General features: G+C 65.1%; 19 protein-coding genes. 13 read left to right on the forward strand and 6 right to left on the reverse strand.

The genetic code is table 11. The features are described 5' to 3' along the window. The first annotated feature begins 13 nt into the window (after positions 1–13). The gene (locus tag HLH36_RS08065) at positions 14–1,072 is read left to right on the forward strand and encodes a hypothetical protein (RefSeq protein WP_182985884.1); all 1,059 of its coding nucleotides are present in this window, start codon (positions 14–16) and stop codon (positions 1,070–1,072) included. Between the two features lie 592 nt (positions 1,073–1,664). On the opposite strand, the gene HLH36_RS08075 is transcribed toward HLH36_RS08065, so the two are convergent. Genes HLH36_RS08075 through HLH36_RS08085 form a run of 3 tightly spaced genes read right to left on the reverse strand, consistent with a single transcriptional unit; the run spans position 1,665 to position 5,107 of the window. Further along, a complete protein-coding gene (locus tag HLH36_RS08075) occupies positions 1,665–2,438 on the reverse strand; it encodes a sulfite exporter TauE/SafE family protein (RefSeq protein ID WP_182985885.1) in 774 nt (257 codons plus the stop codon). Between the two features lies 1 nt (position 2,439). Beyond that, positions 2,440–4,125 (reverse strand): bifunctional protein tyrosine phosphatase family protein/NAD(P)/FAD-dependent oxidoreductase, encoded by a 1,686-nt coding sequence (locus HLH36_RS08080; protein ID WP_182985886.1) that lies wholly within the window; start codon positions 4,123–4,125, stop codon positions 2,440–2,442. A gap of 55 nt (positions 4,126–4,180) precedes the next feature. Beyond that, the gene (locus HLH36_RS08085) at positions 4,181–5,107 is read right to left on the reverse strand and encodes an MBL fold metallo-hydrolase (RefSeq protein WP_182985887.1); all 927 of its coding nucleotides are present in this window, start codon (positions 5,105–5,107) and stop codon (positions 4,181–4,183) included. A 105-nt stretch (positions 5,108–5,212) separates the two neighbouring features. Here HLH36_RS08085 and HLH36_RS08090 point away from each other — a divergent pair, with 105 nt between their 5' ends. From HLH36_RS08090 to HLH36_RS08130, 9 genes are all read left to right on the forward strand, one after another. Beyond that, the gene (locus HLH36_RS08090) at positions 5,213–5,869 is read left to right on the forward strand and encodes a peroxiredoxin (RefSeq protein ID WP_182985888.1); all 657 of its coding nucleotides are present in this window, start codon (positions 5,213–5,215) and stop codon (positions 5,867–5,869) included. After that, complete coding sequence (locus HLH36_RS08095; protein ID WP_182985889.1) at positions 5,866–6,267, forward strand: ArsR/SmtB family transcription factor; 402 nt, start codon at positions 5,866–5,868, stop codon at positions 6,265–6,267. The genes HLH36_RS08090 and HLH36_RS08095 overlap by 4 nt, the downstream gene beginning before the upstream one ends. Before the next feature lie 314 nt (positions 6,268–6,581). Then, positions 6,582–8,264 carry a thiol reductant ABC exporter subunit CydD gene (gene cydD, locus HLH36_RS08100; RefSeq protein WP_182985890.1) on the forward strand — a complete coding sequence of 561 codons (1,683 nt, stop codon included), beginning with the start codon at positions 6,582–6,584 and terminating at the stop codon, positions 8,262–8,264. After that, positions 8,261–9,958 carry a thiol reductant ABC exporter subunit CydC gene (gene cydC / locus HLH36_RS08105; RefSeq protein ID WP_182985891.1) on the forward strand — a complete coding sequence of 566 codons (1,698 nt, stop codon included), beginning with the start codon at positions 8,261–8,263 and terminating at the stop codon, positions 9,956–9,958. Before cydD ends, cydC begins: the two co-directional genes overlap by 4 nt. 89 nt (positions 9,959–10,047) lie before the next feature. Continuing rightward, complete coding sequence (locus tag HLH36_RS08110) at positions 10,048–11,673, forward strand: cytochrome ubiquinol oxidase subunit I (protein ID WP_182985892.1); 1,626 nt, start codon at positions 10,048–10,050, stop codon at positions 11,671–11,673. Between the two features lie 15 nt (positions 11,674–11,688). Continuing rightward, a complete protein-coding gene (gene cydB, locus HLH36_RS08115) occupies positions 11,689–12,825 on the forward strand; it encodes a cytochrome d ubiquinol oxidase subunit II (protein WP_182985893.1) in 1,137 nt (378 codons plus the stop codon). Between the two features lie 10 nt (positions 12,826–12,835). Continuing rightward, positions 12,836–13,027: a hypothetical protein gene (locus HLH36_RS08120; RefSeq protein WP_182985894.1), complete on the forward strand. Its 192-nt coding sequence runs from the start codon at positions 12,836–12,838 to the stop codon at positions 13,025–13,027. Between the two features lie 123 nt (positions 13,028–13,150). After that, positions 13,151–13,582, forward strand: coding sequence for a YeeE/YedE family protein (locus tag HLH36_RS08125; RefSeq protein ID WP_182985895.1), 432 nt, complete (start codon positions 13,151–13,153; stop codon positions 13,580–13,582). Further along, a complete protein-coding gene (locus HLH36_RS08130) occupies positions 13,579–13,980 on the forward strand; it encodes a DUF6691 family protein (protein ID WP_182985896.1) in 402 nt (133 codons plus the stop codon). Before HLH36_RS08125 ends, HLH36_RS08130 begins: the two co-directional genes overlap by 4 nt. Before the next feature lie 93 nt (positions 13,981–14,073). Here the strand turns inward: HLH36_RS08130 and HLH36_RS08135 are convergent, their stop codons facing one another. The 3 genes from HLH36_RS08135 to HLH36_RS08145 form a co-directional block, all read right to left on the reverse strand. Beyond that, entirely contained in the window at positions 14,074–14,502 is a 429-nt protein-coding gene (locus HLH36_RS08135; protein ID WP_246376572.1) for an ester cyclase, read from the reverse strand. Positions 14,503–14,564: 62 nt separating this feature from the next. Continuing rightward, positions 14,565–15,947: an ATP-binding protein gene (locus HLH36_RS08140; RefSeq protein ID WP_246376573.1), complete on the reverse strand. Its 1,383-nt coding sequence runs from the start codon at positions 15,945–15,947 to the stop codon at positions 14,565–14,567. Between the two features lie 32 nt (positions 15,948–15,979). Continuing rightward, entirely contained in the window at positions 15,980–16,300 is a 321-nt protein-coding gene (locus HLH36_RS08145) for a hypothetical protein (RefSeq protein ID WP_182985898.1), read from the reverse strand. Positions 16,301–16,460: 160 nt separating this feature from the next. Here HLH36_RS08145 and HLH36_RS08150 point away from each other — a divergent pair, with 160 nt between their 5' ends. Genes HLH36_RS08150 through HLH36_RS08160 form a run of 3 tightly spaced genes read left to right on the forward strand, consistent with a single transcriptional unit; the run spans position 16,461 to position 18,066 of the window. Then, on the forward strand, positions 16,461–17,108 hold the full coding sequence (locus tag HLH36_RS08150) for a sigma-70 family RNA polymerase sigma factor (RefSeq protein ID WP_246376574.1): 648 nt from the start codon (positions 16,461–16,463) through the stop codon (positions 17,106–17,108). Beyond that, positions 17,105–17,617 (forward strand): hypothetical protein, encoded by a 513-nt coding sequence (locus HLH36_RS08155; protein WP_182985900.1) that lies wholly within the window; start codon positions 17,105–17,107, stop codon positions 17,615–17,617. The genes HLH36_RS08150 and HLH36_RS08155 overlap by 4 nt, the downstream gene beginning before the upstream one ends. Next, complete coding sequence (locus HLH36_RS08160) at positions 17,614–18,066, forward strand: periplasmic heavy metal sensor (protein WP_182985901.1); 453 nt, start codon at positions 17,614–17,616, stop codon at positions 18,064–18,066. The genes HLH36_RS08155 and HLH36_RS08160 overlap by 4 nt, the downstream gene beginning before the upstream one ends. The last annotated feature ends 38 nt before the right edge of the window (positions 18,067–18,104 follow it).

Below are 18,104 nucleotides of genomic sequence, written 5' to 3' on the forward strand. Positions count from 1 at the left end.
AGGTGCCGCTCTTATGATGAAGCTTGTACGTGATTCTAGGACGCTAAAGGAAAAAGCCGTCGCTTCGCTCAAAATCGCCATGACGACCTTCAATTCCTATGAAGAAGAGGGACGTATCACTTCAGTCCTTCTTCACCTTCAGCACGCCAGCGAAATGCTACTGAAGGCGGTCCTTGTGCAGAAAAAGGCGGCCGTCTTTGACAAGACAACAGGGAAATCTATCGGCTTTGAGAAATGCCTGCGTCTTTGCCAGTCCAGTCATGGGATGAAGCAAGAGGAGGCAGGCGTCATGCGCGCCGTCGATGCACTGCGCGACGCCAGCCAGCATTGGTTTATCTTCGTATCAGAAGACCTGCTTTACATGCACACGCGGGCGGTGATTTCGTCTTTCGACGATTACATGAAGCGCTCATTGGAAGCCGATCTCCATACATATATACCACCGCGCGTTCTGCCTGTGTCATCGAAACCCCCAGGAGATTTCGAGTTCCTGATCGACCGTGAATACAAGCTGATTGCAGAGTTACTGCGCCCCGGCAAGCGCCAGCGGGACGAGGCGCGAGCACGTATCCGTTCCCTGCTCGCCATGGAAGCTCTGACGACCGACGAGGTGGAGATCAGCGAGAAGGACATCGACAGAATCGAAAAGGCAGTCAAGGCAGGAGCGGAGATCGGCAAAGTGTTCCCACGCCTCATCACCGTTTCGACCGAAACCTCTGGTGAAGGCGTAACGCTTAAGGTTCATTTCTCAAAAAAGGAAGGAGCACCTGTCCGCTACGTCAGCGGCGATGATTTAGAAGAGGCGGCTGCTGTGCGCGAAGTCGATATGCGCAAGAAGTTCCACATGCGGGCAGCCGAACTGGCGAAAGCCTTAAAACTGAATACCCAGAAATCAAAGGCTCTCCGCTGGCACCTTGGCATCGACGATGACAAGGATTGCCACCATATATTCGAGTTCGGAAGAAGCACCTTCTCATGCTTCTCCGACAACGCGACAAGAAAGATGAAACAGGCTCTTGCTGAGGGGCTTGACATGAATGATGTCTGGAAAAAATATCGGATAAGAAAATAGCACATATTGTTAAAAAGGTTATTGGGAATGATTCAAATTGTTGCCCGTATGTGGTGACGCTTTTCCCTGCTTTCTCCCGACGTTCGTTTATGATGCGCGCGGGTTTGTGGCGGCAAGCACCGTGGAGACAATCCGCGATTTCAGCCTGCTGAATTTGATGGTATCGCTGTTGGTATGGGTTTTGAACGCGGGCGGAAAGCATCGCGATTACAAAGCACACTCGAACCGCTTGACCATCGAGTGGGAGTGATTCCGGCCCATCCAAATACCGCCGAACTTACGCCGCGGCACGGCGTAAGTTCGGCGACAAAGGATACGCCTCCAATGCTTTTCGGGAGCATATCCGGACCATGGGAGCGCGGCCAGCGATCCCGCCCAAACGCCGGGATGCCGCCGTCGCCTGCCCACAATGGGCTTATCGCAACCGGCATCTGGTAGAAAAACCTTTGGGTCTGTCTGAAGGAATGGCACGCCGTCGCAACCCGATACGAAAGACCGCCGTCTCACTCCTCGCTGTCTTTCGTCTCGCCGCAGCCGCAGATTGGATCAAGATCGAGCAGGCTCTTGGACGGGGCGATTGTGGATTGTCTCGTTAGAAACTGCGCCAAATCATATAGGTGGCTACGCAGAAGATCACACCGGAGAAGAAGACGGTCAGGGCGCCGGTGGTGCCGGCCATGGCCTTGGCCGCGCGCATCCCACCGAAACTGCCGACGATGCCGCCGACGATGAACAGCAGGGCCAGGTTCCAGTCGATCAGGCCGGAGACCATGTAGCTGATGGCCGTGCTGGCACCGAAGGCGGCGACGGCGACCAGCGAGGTGCCGATGGCATTGAGGATCGGCATGCCGGTGGAGGCGATCAGCGCCGGCACGATCAGGAACCCGCCGCCGATGCCGAAAAAGCCCGACAGTACGCCGGTGCCCAGACCATAGGTCATGACGCGCCCCACGTTGCCGCGATTGCAGGCAGCCCCCGCGCATCCCTGGTTGCGCCGTCCGCGCAGCATCAGGACACCCACCACGATCATCAGCAGCGCGAAGCAGAGCAGCAGCCGGCGCCCGTCCATCGCCTTGCCCAGCGTTGCCCCGACGAACGCTCCCACCACGCCGCAGCCGGCGAAAATCGAGGCGCAGCGCCATTTGACCGTGCCGAGGCGCGCATGCTGCGCCAGCCCGGCCAGTGCGTTGACCGCGACGGCAAGGGCGCTGGTGCCAATGGCCACATGCGGGTTGGCCACGCCGACAACATAGACCATCAGCGGAACGGCCAGGATTGACCCCCCGCCACCGATCAGCCCCAGCGTGAAACCGACCAGCGCGCCGGAGAACACTTCCAGCACCAGATGTGTCAGGTCGGCCGACATCTCACGCTCCCGGAGCCTTCTGGGGGGCGGCCATCAGTTCATGCCCGCGCAGCATGCCGCGCCAGTAGAGCAGGGGCATGATCTTCTCCTTCAGGAACCATGCCAGCCGCGTCGGCTGTGTGCCGCGCAGCAGCCAAAGGGGCAAGGTCGGCTCCAGCTTTCCGCCATAACCGAATTCGGCCAGCACGATGCGTCCGCGCTCGACCGTCAGCGGACAGGCGCCATAGCCGTCATAGGCCGCGACGGGGGCCTTGCCGTCCAGCGCCGCGAGGACGTTCACCGCTACCACCGGGGCCTGCTTGCGTGCGGCGGCGGCGGTCTTGGCATTCGACGTGCCGGCGACGTCGCCCAGGGCGAAGACGTCGGCAAAGGTTGCATGACGCAACGTTGCGGGATCGACGGCCACGAACCCGTCGGCGCCGGCCAACAGGCTGGACCGGACCACGGCCGGCGCCACTTGGGGCGGCACCGCATGCAGCATGTCGAACGGCTGCTCGACCTGCACGGAACCGGCTTCCGTCGCGCGTTCGAAGGTCGCCACGCGCCGTGCGCCATCCACCGCCACCAGCTTCGAACGCAGGTGCAGGTCAATCCCGTATCGTTCGATATAGGTCATCAGTGCGGGCACGAAGGCCGCCACGCCGAACAGGGCCGGGGTCGCGGTGTCGAATGTGACCGATATATCCTTCAGCACGCCGCGCCGCCGCCAGGCGTCGCAGGACAGGTACATCGCCTTCTGCGGGGCGCCTGCGCATTTGATCGGCATGGGCGGTTGGGTGAACAGGGCCCTGCCGCGCGACAGGCCCTGCACCAGTTGCCAGGTATAGGGCGCAAGATCGTAGCGGTAGTTGGAGGTGACGCCGTTCCTGCCCAGCGTTTCCTCCAAGCCCGGAATCGCCGCCCAGTCCAGCGTCAGCCCAGTCGCCATCACCAGAACATCGTAGGACAGCACCGTCCCGTCGCCCAGTGCGACCTCGCGCACCTCCGGCAGGAAGCCGGCCACCGGCTGGCGGATCCAGGTCGCCCCTGCCGGAATCAGCCCCTCTTCGGAGCGGCGCGTCTGTTCGGGCGTAAAGATGCCGCCCCCCACCATGGTCCATCCCGGTTGGTAGTAATGAGTGGTGGAAGGGTCGACGATGGCCAGCGAAATGCCGGGCCTGCGGCGCAGGATGCTCGCGGCCGTGGCGAGGCCGGCCGCGCCGCCGCCCGCGATGACGACGTTGAAGCGCCGCGCGCCTGCCCGCTTGGCCGCCGGCTGCGGCGCATGTGGCGCGGCGTTCAGGCGGTCGCCCAGCGCGGACAGGTCGATCCCCGCCGTCCGGCCGGCGGCCAGAATGCGATCCGCCGGCATGTGGCCCGCCTGCGCCAGCGCCCAGAGCCGCGCCGCCCTGTTTCCACCCTGGCAATAGGCCAGGACCGGACCCGGCATCCGCTCCAGTGCCGACCGCATGGCCTCCACCGCCTCGTCGCCGGGCAGGCTGCCCGAACGAACGGGAATGGCGAGGAACTCCAGGCCCCGGCAGCGCGCCGCCTGCTCGATTTCGGCGGAAGGCGTCTGGTCGGCACCCTCGCCGTCGGGGCGGGCGCAGATGATGGTCCTGAAACCGCCCGACGCCGCCGCATTCACGTCGGCGACGGAAAGCTGGGGCGAAACGGAGAATGCGGGGGTCAGCGAGCGAAAGGACATGGGGCGGGATTCCCGGTCGGCGAAGGATAAGGAAAAGGCGTGCGGAAGGCGGGCGTCAGAGTGTGTTGATCGGGATCTTGATGTAGCGGGTGCCGTTCTCTTCCGGCTCGGGCAGGCGCCCGCCGCGCATGTTGACCTGCACCGAAGGCATGATCAGGTTGGGCAGCGACAGGGTGGCGTCGCGCGCGGTCCGCATCGCGGCGAAGTCATCCTCGCTCACCCCGTCATGTACATGGATATTGCCCTGGCGTTCGGCGCCGATCGTGGTTTCCCAGGCGAAATGGTCGCGGCCGGGGGCCTTGTAATCGTGGCACAGGAATACGCGCGTGGCGTCAGGCAGCGCCATCAGGCGCCGGATCGAGCGGAAGAGCTGGCGCGCTTCGCCGCCGGGAAAATCGGCCCGCGCGGTCCCATAGTCGGGCATGAACAGCGTGTCGCCGATAAACGCGGCATCGCCGATGACGAACGCCATGTCGGCGGGCGTATGGCCGGGTACGTGCAGGGCGATCGCCTCGATCCCCCCGATCGAGAATCGGTCCCCGTCCCGGAACAGCCGGTCGAACTGCGAGCCGTCACGCGCGAATTCGGTGCCGGCATTGAATATCTTGCCGAACACCGACTGCACGCGCACGATCTCGGTCCCGATGGCCAATCTGCCGCCCAGTTGCGCCTGCAACCACGGGGCTGCCGACAGATGGTCGGCATGGGCATGGGTTTCGAGCTGCCATTGCACCTCCAGTCCCGCGTCCCGCACGTAATCGACCACCTTCTGCGCCGTGGTATGACTGGTCCGGCCCGACGCGGCTTCGTAGTCCAGCACGCTGTCGATGATGGCGGCCTGCCGAGTGGCGGGGTCATGCACCACATGCGTGGCGGTAAAGGTCGCCTCGTCGAAGAAGGTCCGGACCACGGGGGCTGGGGCCAACCCCTGCTCGACTTTCTGGACCTGGGCGATGGCGGTTGCCAGTGCGGAATCGGACACGGCGAACTCCTATTCGTTAAGAATATATCTTAACTAATGTATATTAATTTATTTAACAATGAAACATCCTTGCGTCAAGGTCGGGGGGCGATTTATGAAGGAGGCATGACCGATTCCTCTTCGACGGCCTGCGCCACAACCCTCGCGGCTCCGCCCAAAATCGGCGACGAGGCGCCGGATTTCATCGCCCGGACCACGCATGGGCGCCTGCGGCTCAGCGACCTGCGGGGGCACTGGGTGCTGTTATTTTCCCACCCGGCCGATTTCACGCCGGTCTGCACCAGCGAATTCCTGGCCTTCGCGGCAGCGTTCGAGCGGTTCCAGGCCCTGGATTGCGCCCTGATCGGGCTTTCGGTGGACAGTCTGCCTGCGCATCTGGCGTGGATCGAGGCCATTCGGGCCCAGTTCGGGGTAACCGTTCCTTTCCCGATCATCGAGGATCCATCCATGGCGGTCGCCCGCGCCTACGGCATGCTGGACTTCACCGCGGAAAGCAGCGCCACGGTCCGCACGGTGCATGCCATCGACCCGCAGGGCGTCATCCGGGCCATTACCTGGTATCCGATGCAGGTCGGCCGCTCGGTAGATGAATTGCTGCGTCTGGTCGCAGCCCTGCAGAAGGTGACGACGGAAGGCGTGCTGACACCGGCCGACTGGCGGCCCGGCCAGGACACGGTCATGCCCGCAGTGCAGACCCAGCAGGACGCGGCCGCGGCAGGGCCTGCATGGTTCATGCGCACCCGGCCGGACATGGGCGCATGAGCGTTCTGACGGCGGATGGCGCAAAGGAACTGGCCGAGCGGCTGAAGCTGTTCGCCCAGCCGCAGCGATTGCTGATCCTGGTGCAGCTGCTCGATGGTCCCCGCGCCGTCAGCGCACTGGAAAGCAGCACAGGGATCGGCCAGCCGGTCCTCAGCCAGCAGCTCGGCATCCTGCGCCGAGCGGGCATCCTGCGCACGGAACGCGAATCCCGCACGATATTCTACAGCTTCGCGGATACCGAGGAAGAGAAGTGGGTGCGGTTGCTGCTGGGCATGCGATATGCGCAATCCAGCATCGACATCCAGCTCCGACCCGACATCGGCCGCACGCCCCGCATCGCGCACGAAGAAGCCGGGGCGGTATTTGCTCGCGTTGGCATGACAACGGACGGGGAATAACGCCCCCACATCCCGACGGAAGCCTGCATCCGTCGACGGGATCGTCCTGAAAAGCGCCGGGTGACACGTGCCGCATTCGGCAGGCGTCGAATATGCACGGCAGCGCGCGCTCCCCTTGGTCCGAACCTGCTCGCCGCGGCGATCATGCCCGACCTGGCCTCGCCCGATATCGTCACGCTTCGGTCGCAGTCCCTCATGGGCGCAATCACGGTCCCTTGACCGCATATAATTTCATAATTATATTAAATGATACTTTCATAGTATATGAAAGTATATTCAGCCCTGCCATATGGGTAGGTGAAAGTGCGCAGTCGATGCGGACGGGGGACAGTGGCCTGACGGGATTGGCATCGCGCGCCGGTCGGTGGCTGGGCGTGGCGGTCGTCCTGAATGGTGCGGCGGCGGCCATGCTGGTGCTGCAACTGATCGTCCTGGCACGCATCGTCGCCGATCTGGCCTTTCAATCCCATGGGTTCGGCGCGGAAGCCGGCCGTGCGGGCTGGCTGGCGGCCCTGCTGGCCGGCCGGGCGCTCCTGGTCTGGCTGGCCGACATGGCGGCCGCCACGGCAGGGATGAAGGTCGCGACCGCGCTGCGCGCCGACGTGCTGGCCCATCTGCTGCGGGTCGGTCCTCTGGGCATGGCGGGCCTCGGCGCCGGGGAGGCCGTGACCACCCTGACCGACGGGATCGATGCCCTGGAACCTTATGTGGCCCATTACCTGCCGCGCGCCGCGATGATGGCGGTCATGCCGCTGATGATCCTGGCCTGCGTGGCGGGCCTGGACGGCTGGAGCTTCGCGATCCTGGCCTGCACGGGGCCGCTGATCCCGCTGTTCATGGCGCTGGTCGGCTATCGCGCGCAGGCGATCATGGACCGGCAATGGACCCAGCTCCTGCTGCTGGGCAGCAGCTTTCTCGATTTCCTGCAGGGCATGACGACCTTGCGTCTGTTCGGTCACGCGCGCCAGGCGGCGGCGGCCGTCGCCTGCATGGCCGACGATTACCGCCGGACCACCCTGTCGGTCATGCGGGTGGCGTTCCTGACCTCGGCGGCGCTGGAATTCTTCGCCAGCCTGTCGATCGCCCTGGTGGCGGTCGTGTTCGGCGCGCGCCTGCTGGCCGGCCATGCCGATTTTCGCACCGCCTTCCTGGTCCTGCTGCTGGCCCCCGAATATTTCATGCCGTTACGGGCCTTTTCCGCCAGCTATCATGCCCGGCAGAATGCGACCGTCGCGATGCGGCGCGTTGCCGCCCTGCTGGCATTGCCCGAGGCTCCGGCCGCGGTTGCGCCGGCGGAGCCCCTGCGGGGAGCGGTCGCAGCCATCGCGTGCGCGGATCTCTCGGCCGGCTACGATGCCGGCGGCGCACCGGTTCTGGAGCATGCCTCCTGCCAGTTCCTCCGCGACGAACTGACGGTGGTGGTCGGCGAAAGCGGAGCGGGCAAGACAACCCTGATGCGCCTGCTGCTGGGCCTGCTGGCGCCGTCGGCGGGCCGCGTCGTCGCGCTGGACGAAGGGGGGCAGGCGGTCGCAGGTCCCTGGCGCGACCGGATCGGCTGGGTGCCGCAGCGTCCCTGCCTGCCGTTCGGCACCGTTGCCGACATCCTGCGCCTGGGCGCTCCGGACGCGGATCTGGCGCGGCTGCGCGCGGCGGCGGCCCAAGCCGACGCCCTGGCGTTCATCGAGGCACTGCCCCAGGGTTTCGATACACCCGTCGGCGAACGCGGCGCCCGCCTGTCCGGCGGGCAGGCGCGGCGCCTGGCCCTGACGCGGGCCCTGGTGCGCGATCCGGCCATCCTGATCCTGGACGAACCGACGGCCGACCTCGATCCTGAGAGCGAGAAGCGAGTCGCAGAGGCCATCCGGCACGCCGTACCGGGGCGGATCGTCATCGTCACGACGCACCGGCAGGCGGTAATCGCACAGGCCGATCGTCTGTTCTCGGTCGCGGGCGGTGCACTCCGCCCCCTGTCCATCAGCGAGAGGGCAGCGGCATGAGACGGCTTTCGTCCCTGGTTGCACCGACGGGGCCGGTCGGCCGCCGGATGCTGGGCGGGCTGGCCCTGGCCTGCCTGGCCGCGCTGGCAAATTTCGGCCTGCTGGTACTGTCCGGCTGGCTGCTGGCGGCAGCGGCCGCCGCCGGACTGGCGGGGTCGGTCGCAGCCCATGCCTTCAACATGGCCCTGCCGGCGGCGGGCGTCCGCTTTCTGGCGACGCTCCGCATTCTGGCCCGGTACGGCGAACGGGTCGTGACCCACGATGCGACGCTGCGCCTGGTCGGCCAGTTTCGGGCCTGGAGCTTCGGGCGGCTGGTTCGGCAGCCGCCGGCGCATCTGTCGCGCCAGCGCAGCGGCGAACAGCTTTTCCGCTTCGTGTCGGACACCGAGCGCGTGGGCCACGCTTATCTGGATGTCGGGGTGCCGTTCGCGGCGGCGGCGGTCTGCGGGCTCGTTTATGTCTGCATCATCGCCGCCTTCGTTCCTTCTGCCGGAATCGTGCTGGCGGCGGGGCTGCTGGCATGCGGCGTGGCCCTGCCGCTGGCGGCCGGCCACCTGTCGGACCGGGCGACCGCCCGGATCGCCGCTCATCAGGACGCGATGCATGGCGACCTGGTGGACATCCTGCAAGGCCTGGACGAAATCGCGTTCCTGGGGGCCGGGGATGCGATGTGCCGCCGCCTGGATGCCCGCCAGACGACGATCCGGCAGGCCCGCCTGCGTCTGGCGGCAATCGAGGGCGGCGCGCGGGCACTGGTCGGCGTGGTGGCCGTGCTGACCGCGCTGGGGGTGCTGGCCTGTGCGTCGGCGGCGCGGCATGCCGGCCTTCTGTCCGCCGCCTGCCTGCCGATGCTCGGCCTGGGGGCGCTGGCTGCGTTCGAAAGCGTGGCCCCGCTGCCGGCGGCGCGGCAGACGGCGCGCCACGCCCTGCTGGCCGGCCGGCGCGTGCGTGCGGCCTGCGCCGTACCACCCCTGCCGGCCAGCGGGTCGCTGTCGCCGGCCGCGCCGCTGGACCTGGAAGTGCGCGATCTCGGCATGCGGTACGCCCCGGACGAAGACTGGGTGTTGCGTCATGCCGGCCTCACGATCCGCCAGGGCGAACGTGTGGCCCTCGTCGGGCCATCCGGTGCGGGCAAGAGCACGGTCGCCGGCCTGCTGTTCGGTTTCCATGGCTATCAGGAAGGCACAATCCGCTTCGGCGGGGTCGAGGCCCGCGCCTTGGCCCCGGACGCACTGCCCGGCCTGGTGGGCGTCATGGCGCAGGACGCCCACCTGTTCCAGGGCAGCATCCGCCGCAACCTGGCCATGGCATGCCCCACGGCGGACGAGGCCGCGATGTGGGCAGCGCTCGAAATCGCCCAACTGGCAACCTTTGTGCGTGAGGCTTCTGCCGGCCTGGACACGCTGATCGGCGAAGCCGGGCTGCGCCTGTCCGGCGGCCAGGGGCGGCGGCTGGCACTGGCATGCGTGGTGCTGCGCCGTCCGCGCTGGCTGATCCTCGACGAGCCGACCGAAGGACTGGACGCGGCGACCGAGCAGGCGGTGATGGCCGGTCTCGTGGCTTCCCTGCCGCATGATGCGACCCTCCTGTGCATCACGCATCGCACGGCCATCCTGCCCTTTCTGGACCGGACGGTAGAGATCGCCGATCGCCGCTTCCACGAGGTCGCGACATCTCGCGGGAGGCCGCGATGACATGACGATGGCTGCGTGTCGCAGGACACGACAATGACGTCCGCGCCCACGCCGCGCGGGCCAGACTGCAAAGATCAGGAGAATTGATCGTGGAGCTTATCAATCCTGGGGTCGTCGACTTGTCGCGATTCCAGTTCGCGCTGACTGCGCTGTACCATTTCATGTTCGTGCCGCTGACATTGGGGCTGACCTTCATGCTGGCGGCGATGGAGACGGTGTACGTCGTCACCGGCCGGCAGATCTACAAGGACATGGCCCAGTTCTGGGGCAAGCTGTTCGGCATCAACTTCGCCATCGGCGTCGCCACCGGCATCACGATGGAATTCGAATTCGGCACCAACTGGTCGATGTATTCCCGCTTCTTCGGCGACATGTTCGGCACGCCGCTGGCCATCGAAGGCCTCATGGCGTTCTTCATGGAATCCACTTTCGTCGGGCTGATGTTCTTCGGCTGGGACCGCCTCAGCCGTCCGGCGCACCTGGCCGTCACCTACCTGGTCGCGCTGGGCTCGAACCTGTCGGCCCTGTGGATTCTGGTGGCCAACGCCAGCATGAACATGCCCGAGGGTGCGCATTTCGACCCCGACACCATGCGCATGCAGTTCGACAGCGTGGTGAAGGTGATCTTCAACCCCGACGCGCAGGCCAAGTTCGTCCATACCTCGGTGGCGGGCTACATCTCGGCGGCAATGTTCGTCATGGGTATCAGCGCGTTCTATATCCTGCGCGGCCAGCACAAGGCTTTCGCGGCGCGATCCTTCCGCATGGCGGCGCTGTTCGGCATCATCTCCACCGTCGCCGTCATCACGCTGGGCGACGTGCTGGGCCGGCTGGACTATGAACACCAGCCCACCAAGATCGCCGCGATCGAAGGGCTGTGGCACACCAGCAAGCCGCCGTTCGAACCCTGGCTGGCCTTCGCCCTGCCCGATGACGCGAAACAGGAAAACCATCTGGAAATCGGCGTGCCCTTCGTGCTGACGCCGCTGGTCGCCCACAGCTTCGACACGCCGATCACCGGCATGACCGAACTGGAAGAACAGGCCGGCCCCCGCATCGTTTCGGGCATCCAGGCCCTGTCGGCACTACGCCGCTACGGCCAGGGGCACGACCCGGCGGACCTGGCGCAGTTCAGGGCGCATGAGGCCGACATGGGCTTCGGCTTCCTGGCCATGCGTCATGCCCCCGGTCAGGACGTGACCGCCATTTCCGCCGCCGAGATGGACAGCGTGGTGCGGCAGACCGAGCCGGACATCCTGCCGAACGTGTTCGTCACCTTCTGGTCGTTCCGGATCATGGTGTTCCTGTCGCTGTGGTTCTTCGCCGTCTTCGCCCTGTCGGCCTATGTCAGCCTGAAGAACCGGCTGGAACGCAACCGGCTGCTGCTGAAACTGTGCATGTGGTCGATCCCGCTGCCGATCCTGGCCACCGAATTCGGCTGGATCACCGCCGAGGCCGGCCGCCAGCCCTGGACGGTCTTCAACCGCCTGCCCACGTTCCTGTCGGCCTCCAGCCACAGCGTCGGATACATGATCTTCTCCCTGGCCGGCTTCGCGCTGCTCTACTCCGCCTTCATCGCCGCCGAACTGTTCCTGATGTTCAAATACGCCCGCCTCGGCCCCGATCACGGCGCGCATGGCGCACACGGGTCGCACCTGACGGTCGCGCATGATCGGAAGGATGCGTTTTCCATCGTGTCCTCCCTGTCCTCATAAGGGAAAGTCGTCAAAATGGATTCGTACGCAATTCTGAAACTGCTCTGGGCCGCCATTCTCGGCATCCTGTTCATCGGGCTGGGCGTGATGGTCGGCATGGACATGGGCGTAGGCACGCTGCTGCGCTTCGTCGGCCGCAATGACGGCGAACGCCGTACGGCGCTGAACATCATCGGCCCGCACTGGGACGGCAACCAGGTGTGGTTCATCCTGGGCGGCGGCGCGATCTTCGCTGCCTTCCCCACGCTGTACGCCACCTCGTTCTCGGTCTTCTACGTCGTCATGATCCTGCTGCTGTTCAGCATGATCCTGCGGCCGGTGGCGTTCGAATACCGCTCCAAGGCCGACAGCCGGCATTGGCGCGCCAGCTGGGACGTCGCCTTCCTGGTCTCCGGCGCGCTGCCGATGTTCATCTACGGTGCCGCCTTCGGCAACGTGCTGGAGGGCGTGGGCTACCATTTCGGCTGGACCGGCCAGTATTACCAGGACGAATCGTTCCTGTCCTACCTGGTCAATCCGTTCGCGATCCTGTGCGGCCTGATGTCGGTCGCCCTCAGCGTCTATCAGGGCGGAGTCATGCTGATGCTGCGCTCCGAGGAACCGATCCACGGTCGCGCGCGGCGCTATGCGATGCGCGGCGGCATCGCCGCTGCAATCCTGTTCGCAACCGGCGGCGTGTGGATCAGCCGCCTGAACGGCTTCCGCCTGACCGATGCCGATCCCGGCATGCCCGCCAATCCGATCCAGGGCCAGCATGTCACCGTCAGCGCCGGCGGCTGGCTGGAAAACTTCCAGGCCCACCCGGCATTGTGGCTGATCCCGCTTCTGGGCGTCGCCTGCATGCTGTTCGGCACGCTGATGGTGCGCGCCGACCGTCCGGTCCTTGCCTGGTGGACCGGTGTGGGGTCGTGGATCGGCACGATCGGCACCGTCGGCACCGCGATGTTTCCCTTCCTCATGCCCTCCGCCACCACGCCGGACCAGAGCCTGACGATCTGGAACAGCACCGCCAGCGCCTACGGGCTGGCCTGCATGCTGGTGGTGGCGGCGATCTTCGTGCCGATCATCCTGTCCTACACATCGTGGTGTTATTACGTCATGCGCGGCAAGGTCCGCACAGCCGACGTCATCCACGATACCCACAGCTACTGAGGATCATGTCATGAGCATCATGCGCCTGACCGGGCTGGCCGTCGCCCTGGTCGTCTCGCTTCTGTTCGCCGTCTTCGTCGGCGACCAGGGGCCATGGTATTTCGCCTGGGTGGTCGGCACGGTGATGATCATCCTCATCGCCGGCGCCGGCGCCATCCTGCTGGATGCGCAGGATGAACAGGCTTCGGAACGGGAGATCTGACCATGTTGGGCGATCTGGAACGAATCATCTTCTTTATTCCCGCGCTCTATCTTGCGCTTTACCTGCTGGCCGTCGCCTGCGCGCGCCGCCTGCTGCCGTGAGCACAGGCAGGAGGAGACGCGCATGAACTGGGCGCATGACATCCAGGCGGCTTGCGGAGGCATGCTGATCGGCCTCTCGGCGGCGCTCTTCCTGCTGCTCGACGGGCGGGTCGCCGGCATCAGCGGCATTCTCGGCGGCCTTCTCGGGCCCCGGAACCGCGCGACCGCCGGCAACGCCGCTTTCATCGCGGGGCTCCTCCTGGCCGGGCCGCTCTATCGGGCCTGTACCGGGAGATGGCCGGCTGTCCATATCGCCGCTTCCTGGCCCGTGCTCGTGCTGGCTGGGCTGCTGGTCGGTTTCGGTACCCGGCTGGGATCGGGCTGTACCAGCGGGCACGGCGTCTGTGGACTGGCTCGCCTGTCCAGGCGTTCGGCGGCGGCCGTCGCCACCTTCATGATCACGGCGTTCATCACGGTGTTCGTCACCCGGCACCTGATGGGCGGTGGATCGTGAACATCATCGTTGCCCTTGGCTGTGGTCTGCTGTTTGGCTTCGGCCTCGCCCTGTCCGGTATGGTCGATCCGGCGCGCGTGCTGGGATTCCTCGACCTCGCCGGAGCGTGGGACCCAAGCCTGATCTTCGTATTGGGCGGCGCGGTCTCGGTCTCTTTTCTGGGTTATCGTCTGTCGCGCAGGATGAGTCGGCCCGTCTGCACCGAACATTTCGACCTGCCCACCCGAACCGCGATCGATCGCCGCCTCATCGGCGGGGCGGCATTGTTCGGGATCGGCTGGGGGTTGGCGGGGTTATGTCCTGGACCGGCTATCGTGTCACTGGGGCTCGCGCAAGGTGACGGCGCGGTGTTCGCCGTTGCAATGATGGCGGGCATGTTGGTCGAATCATTGCCTTGAGCGGGTGTAGCGACGTTTTCGGGCATAAGGCATGTGAAGGCGGCGACCCGGAGGCCTGCGAGCCTGCGGGTCGCCCATGCGACCTCTCATGTTTCAAGCCCGGTTATTGAGTCGCGCCAGAACCGATGCGAGATCGTTGATTCCCCAATGTTCCGCATACTGCCCCTGTTCCACGCGAACGATGTCGATGACGTTGATGGTGACAGGCTTGCCGGTCGCGGGAACACCCATGAAGGGGCCGATATGGACGCCATTGATGGTCTTTCGCGTCGTGACCTCGTCCCCTTCGGCGACCTGGTCGTGTATTTCCACAGTCAGGTTTCCCAATGCCGGCCGAAGAATATGTTCGAAGGTGTTCCACATGCTTTCCGGACCATTGGGCGCGCCGGGCGGGGCCGAGCGGTTGACGAAATCTCGTCTCATAAGCGCATCGAAGGCGTCCCTGTTTCCCGCCACGATCACCTGCATGTTGAAGTCGAGTACGACCTGTTTGTTCTTTTCAATCAAAAAATCGTCCCGCATTTCCATTTCCCTCATCGTGGTATTTTTAGTATTGGAGCCGGACTGGCCGGTTGCTCCATCAATTACTCGACCGCGATGCCGTAATTGACATCGGACCACAGCATGTCGGCGTGCCGGCGGCCCGCCATCGTGTCTGGCCGCGACGCACCTGAAGAAAGAATGCGGGGCAGAACAATCCGTACCATGAGGCCGCATGGGGTCGCATCGAGCAGCGCCATGTGTCCCTGATGTCGGCGAACGATTTCAGCGACGATCGGCAGACCGAGACCAAGATGTCCGTCGCAATCGGCGCGCTCCGGAACCTTTCGCGTGTCTCCCGGCAGTGCCGCCCGCCGTTGCCGTGAAGGCATGCCAGGGCCATCGTCGCTGACCTCCAGGATGATCTCGGAATCGTCTTCGCGCAGAGTGACAGACACGTTATGCGCATGCCGACATCCGTTTTCGATCAGGTTTCCGAGCGCCCGCGTCATGGCCAATGGTTGGCAGCGCAGGAGGATCGGGGATTCAGCCAGGTTCCGCACCGAGCGGTCCACGGCGGCGAAGTCGGCGCTCACCTCCTGCGCGAGGGCCGCGAGGTCGACGACTTGCCAGTCTTCCGTCTCGTCATAGCCCCGGAACAGCGACATGGCATCGTCCAGCATGCGTTTCATAAGGCCTATGTCCCGTTTCATACCCTCCCTTCGCGTATATTCGTCACCCATTTCCACCCGTAATGCGAGGCGCGTCAGGGGCGTGCGCAGATCATGCGCGACGCCCATGAGGGCACAGATCCGTGCTTCACTCGATCGGGCGAGACGTTCCTGTAGCGCATTGAACGCGCGGATGACGCCCCGGACCTCGGATGGCCCCGTCTCATCGATCGGTGCGGGTCGATCCTGAGCTTCGTACTGCGATACGGCGTCCGCCAACAGTCCCAGCGGACGGCGGATAGACCATGCCGACCATAACAGCAGCACAGCAGTACCGGCAGCAATCGTTCCGATCCAGAGCGCAAAGGGCAACGTCGCCAGCATCATGCCCGGTCCGCTGACCCGGGCGTAGTTGCGGACGAGAAAAGTCGCCCTCGGGACGTCGAAGCTGACATGGGTAAATCCCGGCCGCCAGGCGTCACTGGCGCAATTCATGACGAGGGGGGCCGTCATGGCAGGCATCTCCAGTGCATAGAGTGCGCGCCGCAGTCTTCGTGTCGCGAAAGCGTCCGTTTCCGGCCGACAAGGGGTGTCGGTGTTCAGGACGACGACCAGGTCCGGCGTGGAGAGCGTCGACGCGATAGCGGACTGCTCCGGCGCCGGAACCGCCTTGATCGCACGCAACGTGGTGGCGATGCCGATGGCGTCGGGCCACGGACCGGGCGGCGGCATTGGTTCCTCGGTGCGCAGAGTCAGGAACGCCGCCGCCGCCATCGCCAGCATGACGACCGAACTTCCGCCGAGCAGAAGTGCCATCTGCCCGCGCAGGGATACTGGCCGGGGAAACCTCATGCGGGGGCACTCCAGCCCATGGCCCGGTAACAGGCAAGAACTTCGCGCGTGATGGCACCCGTCGCGTTGCGCAGATCGGCGTCCGTTCCCTCCCGACGGCCGAGCAGCAGGTTGAGGCCACCCCCGATCGCCATGTGGATCGGGACGGCCGTTCCGAGCGTTACCGCCGCGGTCGCGATCAGTCCGGGCTTGCGGCCGCTGTGGCGGTGGCTGACCGTGGTGCCTGCACAGCCACCGAGGAGCAGCAGCGTCAGCATGCTGGCGACTTTGGCGAATGTCGTGCCACGGATCACTGAGGTGGGATGAGCGTGTGTCATGCCATTGTTACGGTCTGTAAGGCTTGCTCCCCCGGTTCCAGCGTAAAAAAAGCGTGGCTGGAGAATTTTGGTCCGCTGGCGGGGGATGGTCGATCATCCGCCGTATCATCGCCAGCATCGGACACGGCGGAATGGCATGACAGGATGGCGCTTCAGCAGGATGATCGGCGTGCAGCTTGCCGAATGCGCGGCTCCAAGCCACAGAGGGGTGGGGTATCGGTCGATGGCGGATGAGCGTCGGCGCTATGGCGAGGCGTCCGATGACGATCTTCTGCGCTGGTCGGGAATGGGGGATCGTGACGCATTCGATCAGATCGTGCTCAGGCATGGTCCGTATGCGCTGCGTACGGCCTGTCGCCTGACCCGCAATGTCGAAGCGGCAGAGGATCTGGTGCAGGACGCCTTCGTGCGGGCATGGAGTCACGCGCGCGATTTCGACGGTTCGCGCGCTCGGTTTACCACCTGGCTCTACCGGGTCATCGTCAATCTCAGCATCGATCTTGCCCGCCGGAAGCAGCCGGAGCCGCTGCCTGAAGGATTCGACATGATCGATGATGGGCTGTCCGCTGAAAGCCGTCTGGATGCGATACAGGAACACCAGGCGCTCGTCACCGCGCTTCAGGCCGTACCGCCCAGGCAACGGGCGGCGATGGCTCTGGTGTATGACGAAGGCCTGTCCGGCGCGGAAGCGGCACGCCGCATGGGGCTTTCGGCCAAGGCGGTGGAACGGCTGCTCGCGCGGGGACGCACACTCCTGCGGGAGGCGCTGGGGAGGGGAGGGCACACGGAAAGGGGACAAAGCTCATGATGACGCAGAAAAAATTCCGTGCTCTGGCGGAATGCTACGGCGCGGATCTCTCCCGCTGGCCTGCGGCCGATCGTGGACTGGCGGAAACGCTTCTTGCACAGTCTCCGGAGGCCCGTGCCGTCTTGCGGGAACAGCAGGACATGGATGCTGTCATTGCTCGTGCGTTCGATGCCCAGGACGCGGAGTTGCATATCCGGAGCGCCCATGAAGACACGCATGCCGCCCTGACGCGCCTGCGCGCAGGCGTGGCCGGGCGGATCGCTGAGCAAAGCGGGAAAATGAGCCCATCGCGTGGATGGCGGCGCTTTATTTTCCATCGGCCACGCGCGCAGCCAGCCTGGGCGATGACGGCAGACAGCCTTGTCGTCGTCCGTCGCGCGGGATTGGTACTCGGCTGCGCCTTTGCCGTAACAGGCGGTCTGTGGCTGGGATGGGTGCAGTCGTCCGGCGGGGCGGGCGACCTGCTCAATTCGCTTCTTGTGATTCCAGTAAGTGGTGGCGGATCATGATTTTTTACGACGCGAACGGCGGGCCTCGCCGATGGATGCTGGCCGGTTCGCTCCTGCTGAATCTCTTTCTCGTTGCCGTCGTCGGCGGTCAATATCTGCGCCATCGTGAGGGTAACGCACCTGTTCTCATGCGTGTTCTGCAGCATGTGACGTCCCGGCTCGATTCAAAGGACGCGGAGGCTTTCCGCACGGTATTGCGCCAGGAGGCGCCACGCTATGCCCAGGCACAGGAAAACCTCGCGCGGGCCCGCGCGGAAATCGACCGTCAATTGCTGGCGCCGCAATTCGACCCGGTGGCGACCCGCGCCGCCATGCAACAATGGCGGGCCGCGTGGAATGTCTTCGTCGGCACGTTCAGTGACGCTCTGGTCGAGGCCATGGGCCGTCTGTCTCCAGCGGGGCGCCGTGCGCTGGTCAGTGCCGCGCCACACCAGCGGCCGGATCTCTGATCCATTTTTTGGCAAAGCAGGATACCGCTGAAACGCCT

It is taken from the genome of Gluconacetobacter aggeris (genome assembly GCF_014174395.1).
GTDB lineage: Bacteria > Pseudomonadota > Alphaproteobacteria > Acetobacterales > Acetobacteraceae > Gluconacetobacter > Gluconacetobacter aggeris.

What these genes read in the sequence shown, in the direction of transcription:
- HLH36_RS08140 (WP_246376573.1), bottom strand. Translation starts at nt 15,947, where the DNA reads ATGGCACTTCTGCTCGGCGGAAGTTCGGTCGTCATGCTGGCGATGGCG.
- HLH36_RS08080 (WP_182985886.1), bottom strand. Translation starts at nt 4,125, where the DNA reads ATGTCCTTTCGCTCGCTGACCCCCGCATTCTCCGTTTCGCCCCAGCTT.
- HLH36_RS08065 (WP_182985884.1), top strand. Translation starts at nt 14, where the DNA reads ATGATGAAGCTTGTACGTGATTCTAGGACGCTAAAGGAAAAAGCCGTC.
- HLH36_RS08150 (WP_246376574.1), top strand. Translation starts at nt 16,461, where the DNA reads ATGATCGGCGTGCAGCTTGCCGAATGCGCGGCTCCAAGCCACAGAGGG.
- HLH36_RS08160 (WP_182985901.1), top strand. Translation starts at nt 17,614, where the DNA reads ATGATTTTTTACGACGCGAACGGCGGGCCTCGCCGATGGATGCTGGCC.
- cydB (WP_182985893.1), top strand. Translation starts at nt 11,689, where the DNA reads ATGGATTCGTACGCAATTCTGAAACTGCTCTGGGCCGCCATTCTCGGC.
- cydD (WP_182985890.1), top strand. Translation starts at nt 6,582, where the DNA reads ATGCGGACGGGGGACAGTGGCCTGACGGGATTGGCATCGCGCGCCGGT.
- HLH36_RS08120 (WP_182985894.1), top strand. Translation starts at nt 12,836, where the DNA reads ATGAGCATCATGCGCCTGACCGGGCTGGCCGTCGCCCTGGTCGTCTCG.
- HLH36_RS08095 (WP_182985889.1), top strand. Translation starts at nt 5,866, where the DNA reads ATGAGCGTTCTGACGGCGGATGGCGCAAAGGAACTGGCCGAGCGGCTG.
- HLH36_RS08075 (WP_182985885.1), bottom strand. Translation starts at nt 2,438, where the DNA reads ATGTCGGCCGACCTGACACATCTGGTGCTGGAAGTGTTCTCCGGCGCG.
- HLH36_RS08155 (WP_182985900.1), top strand. Translation starts at nt 17,105, where the DNA reads ATGATGACGCAGAAAAAATTCCGTGCTCTGGCGGAATGCTACGGCGCG.
- HLH36_RS08135 (WP_246376572.1), bottom strand. Translation starts at nt 14,502, where the DNA reads ATGCGGGACGATTTTTTGATTGAAAAGAACAAACAGGTCGTACTCGAC.
- HLH36_RS08090 (WP_182985888.1), top strand. Translation starts at nt 5,213, where the DNA reads ATGACCGATTCCTCTTCGACGGCCTGCGCCACAACCCTCGCGGCTCCG.
- cydC (WP_182985891.1), top strand. Translation starts at nt 8,261, where the DNA reads ATGAGACGGCTTTCGTCCCTGGTTGCACCGACGGGGCCGGTCGGCCGC.
- HLH36_RS08145 (WP_182985898.1), bottom strand. Translation starts at nt 16,300, where the DNA reads ATGACACACGCTCATCCCACCTCAGTGATCCGTGGCACGACATTCGCC.
- HLH36_RS08125 (WP_182985895.1), top strand. Translation starts at nt 13,151, where the DNA reads ATGAACTGGGCGCATGACATCCAGGCGGCTTGCGGAGGCATGCTGATC.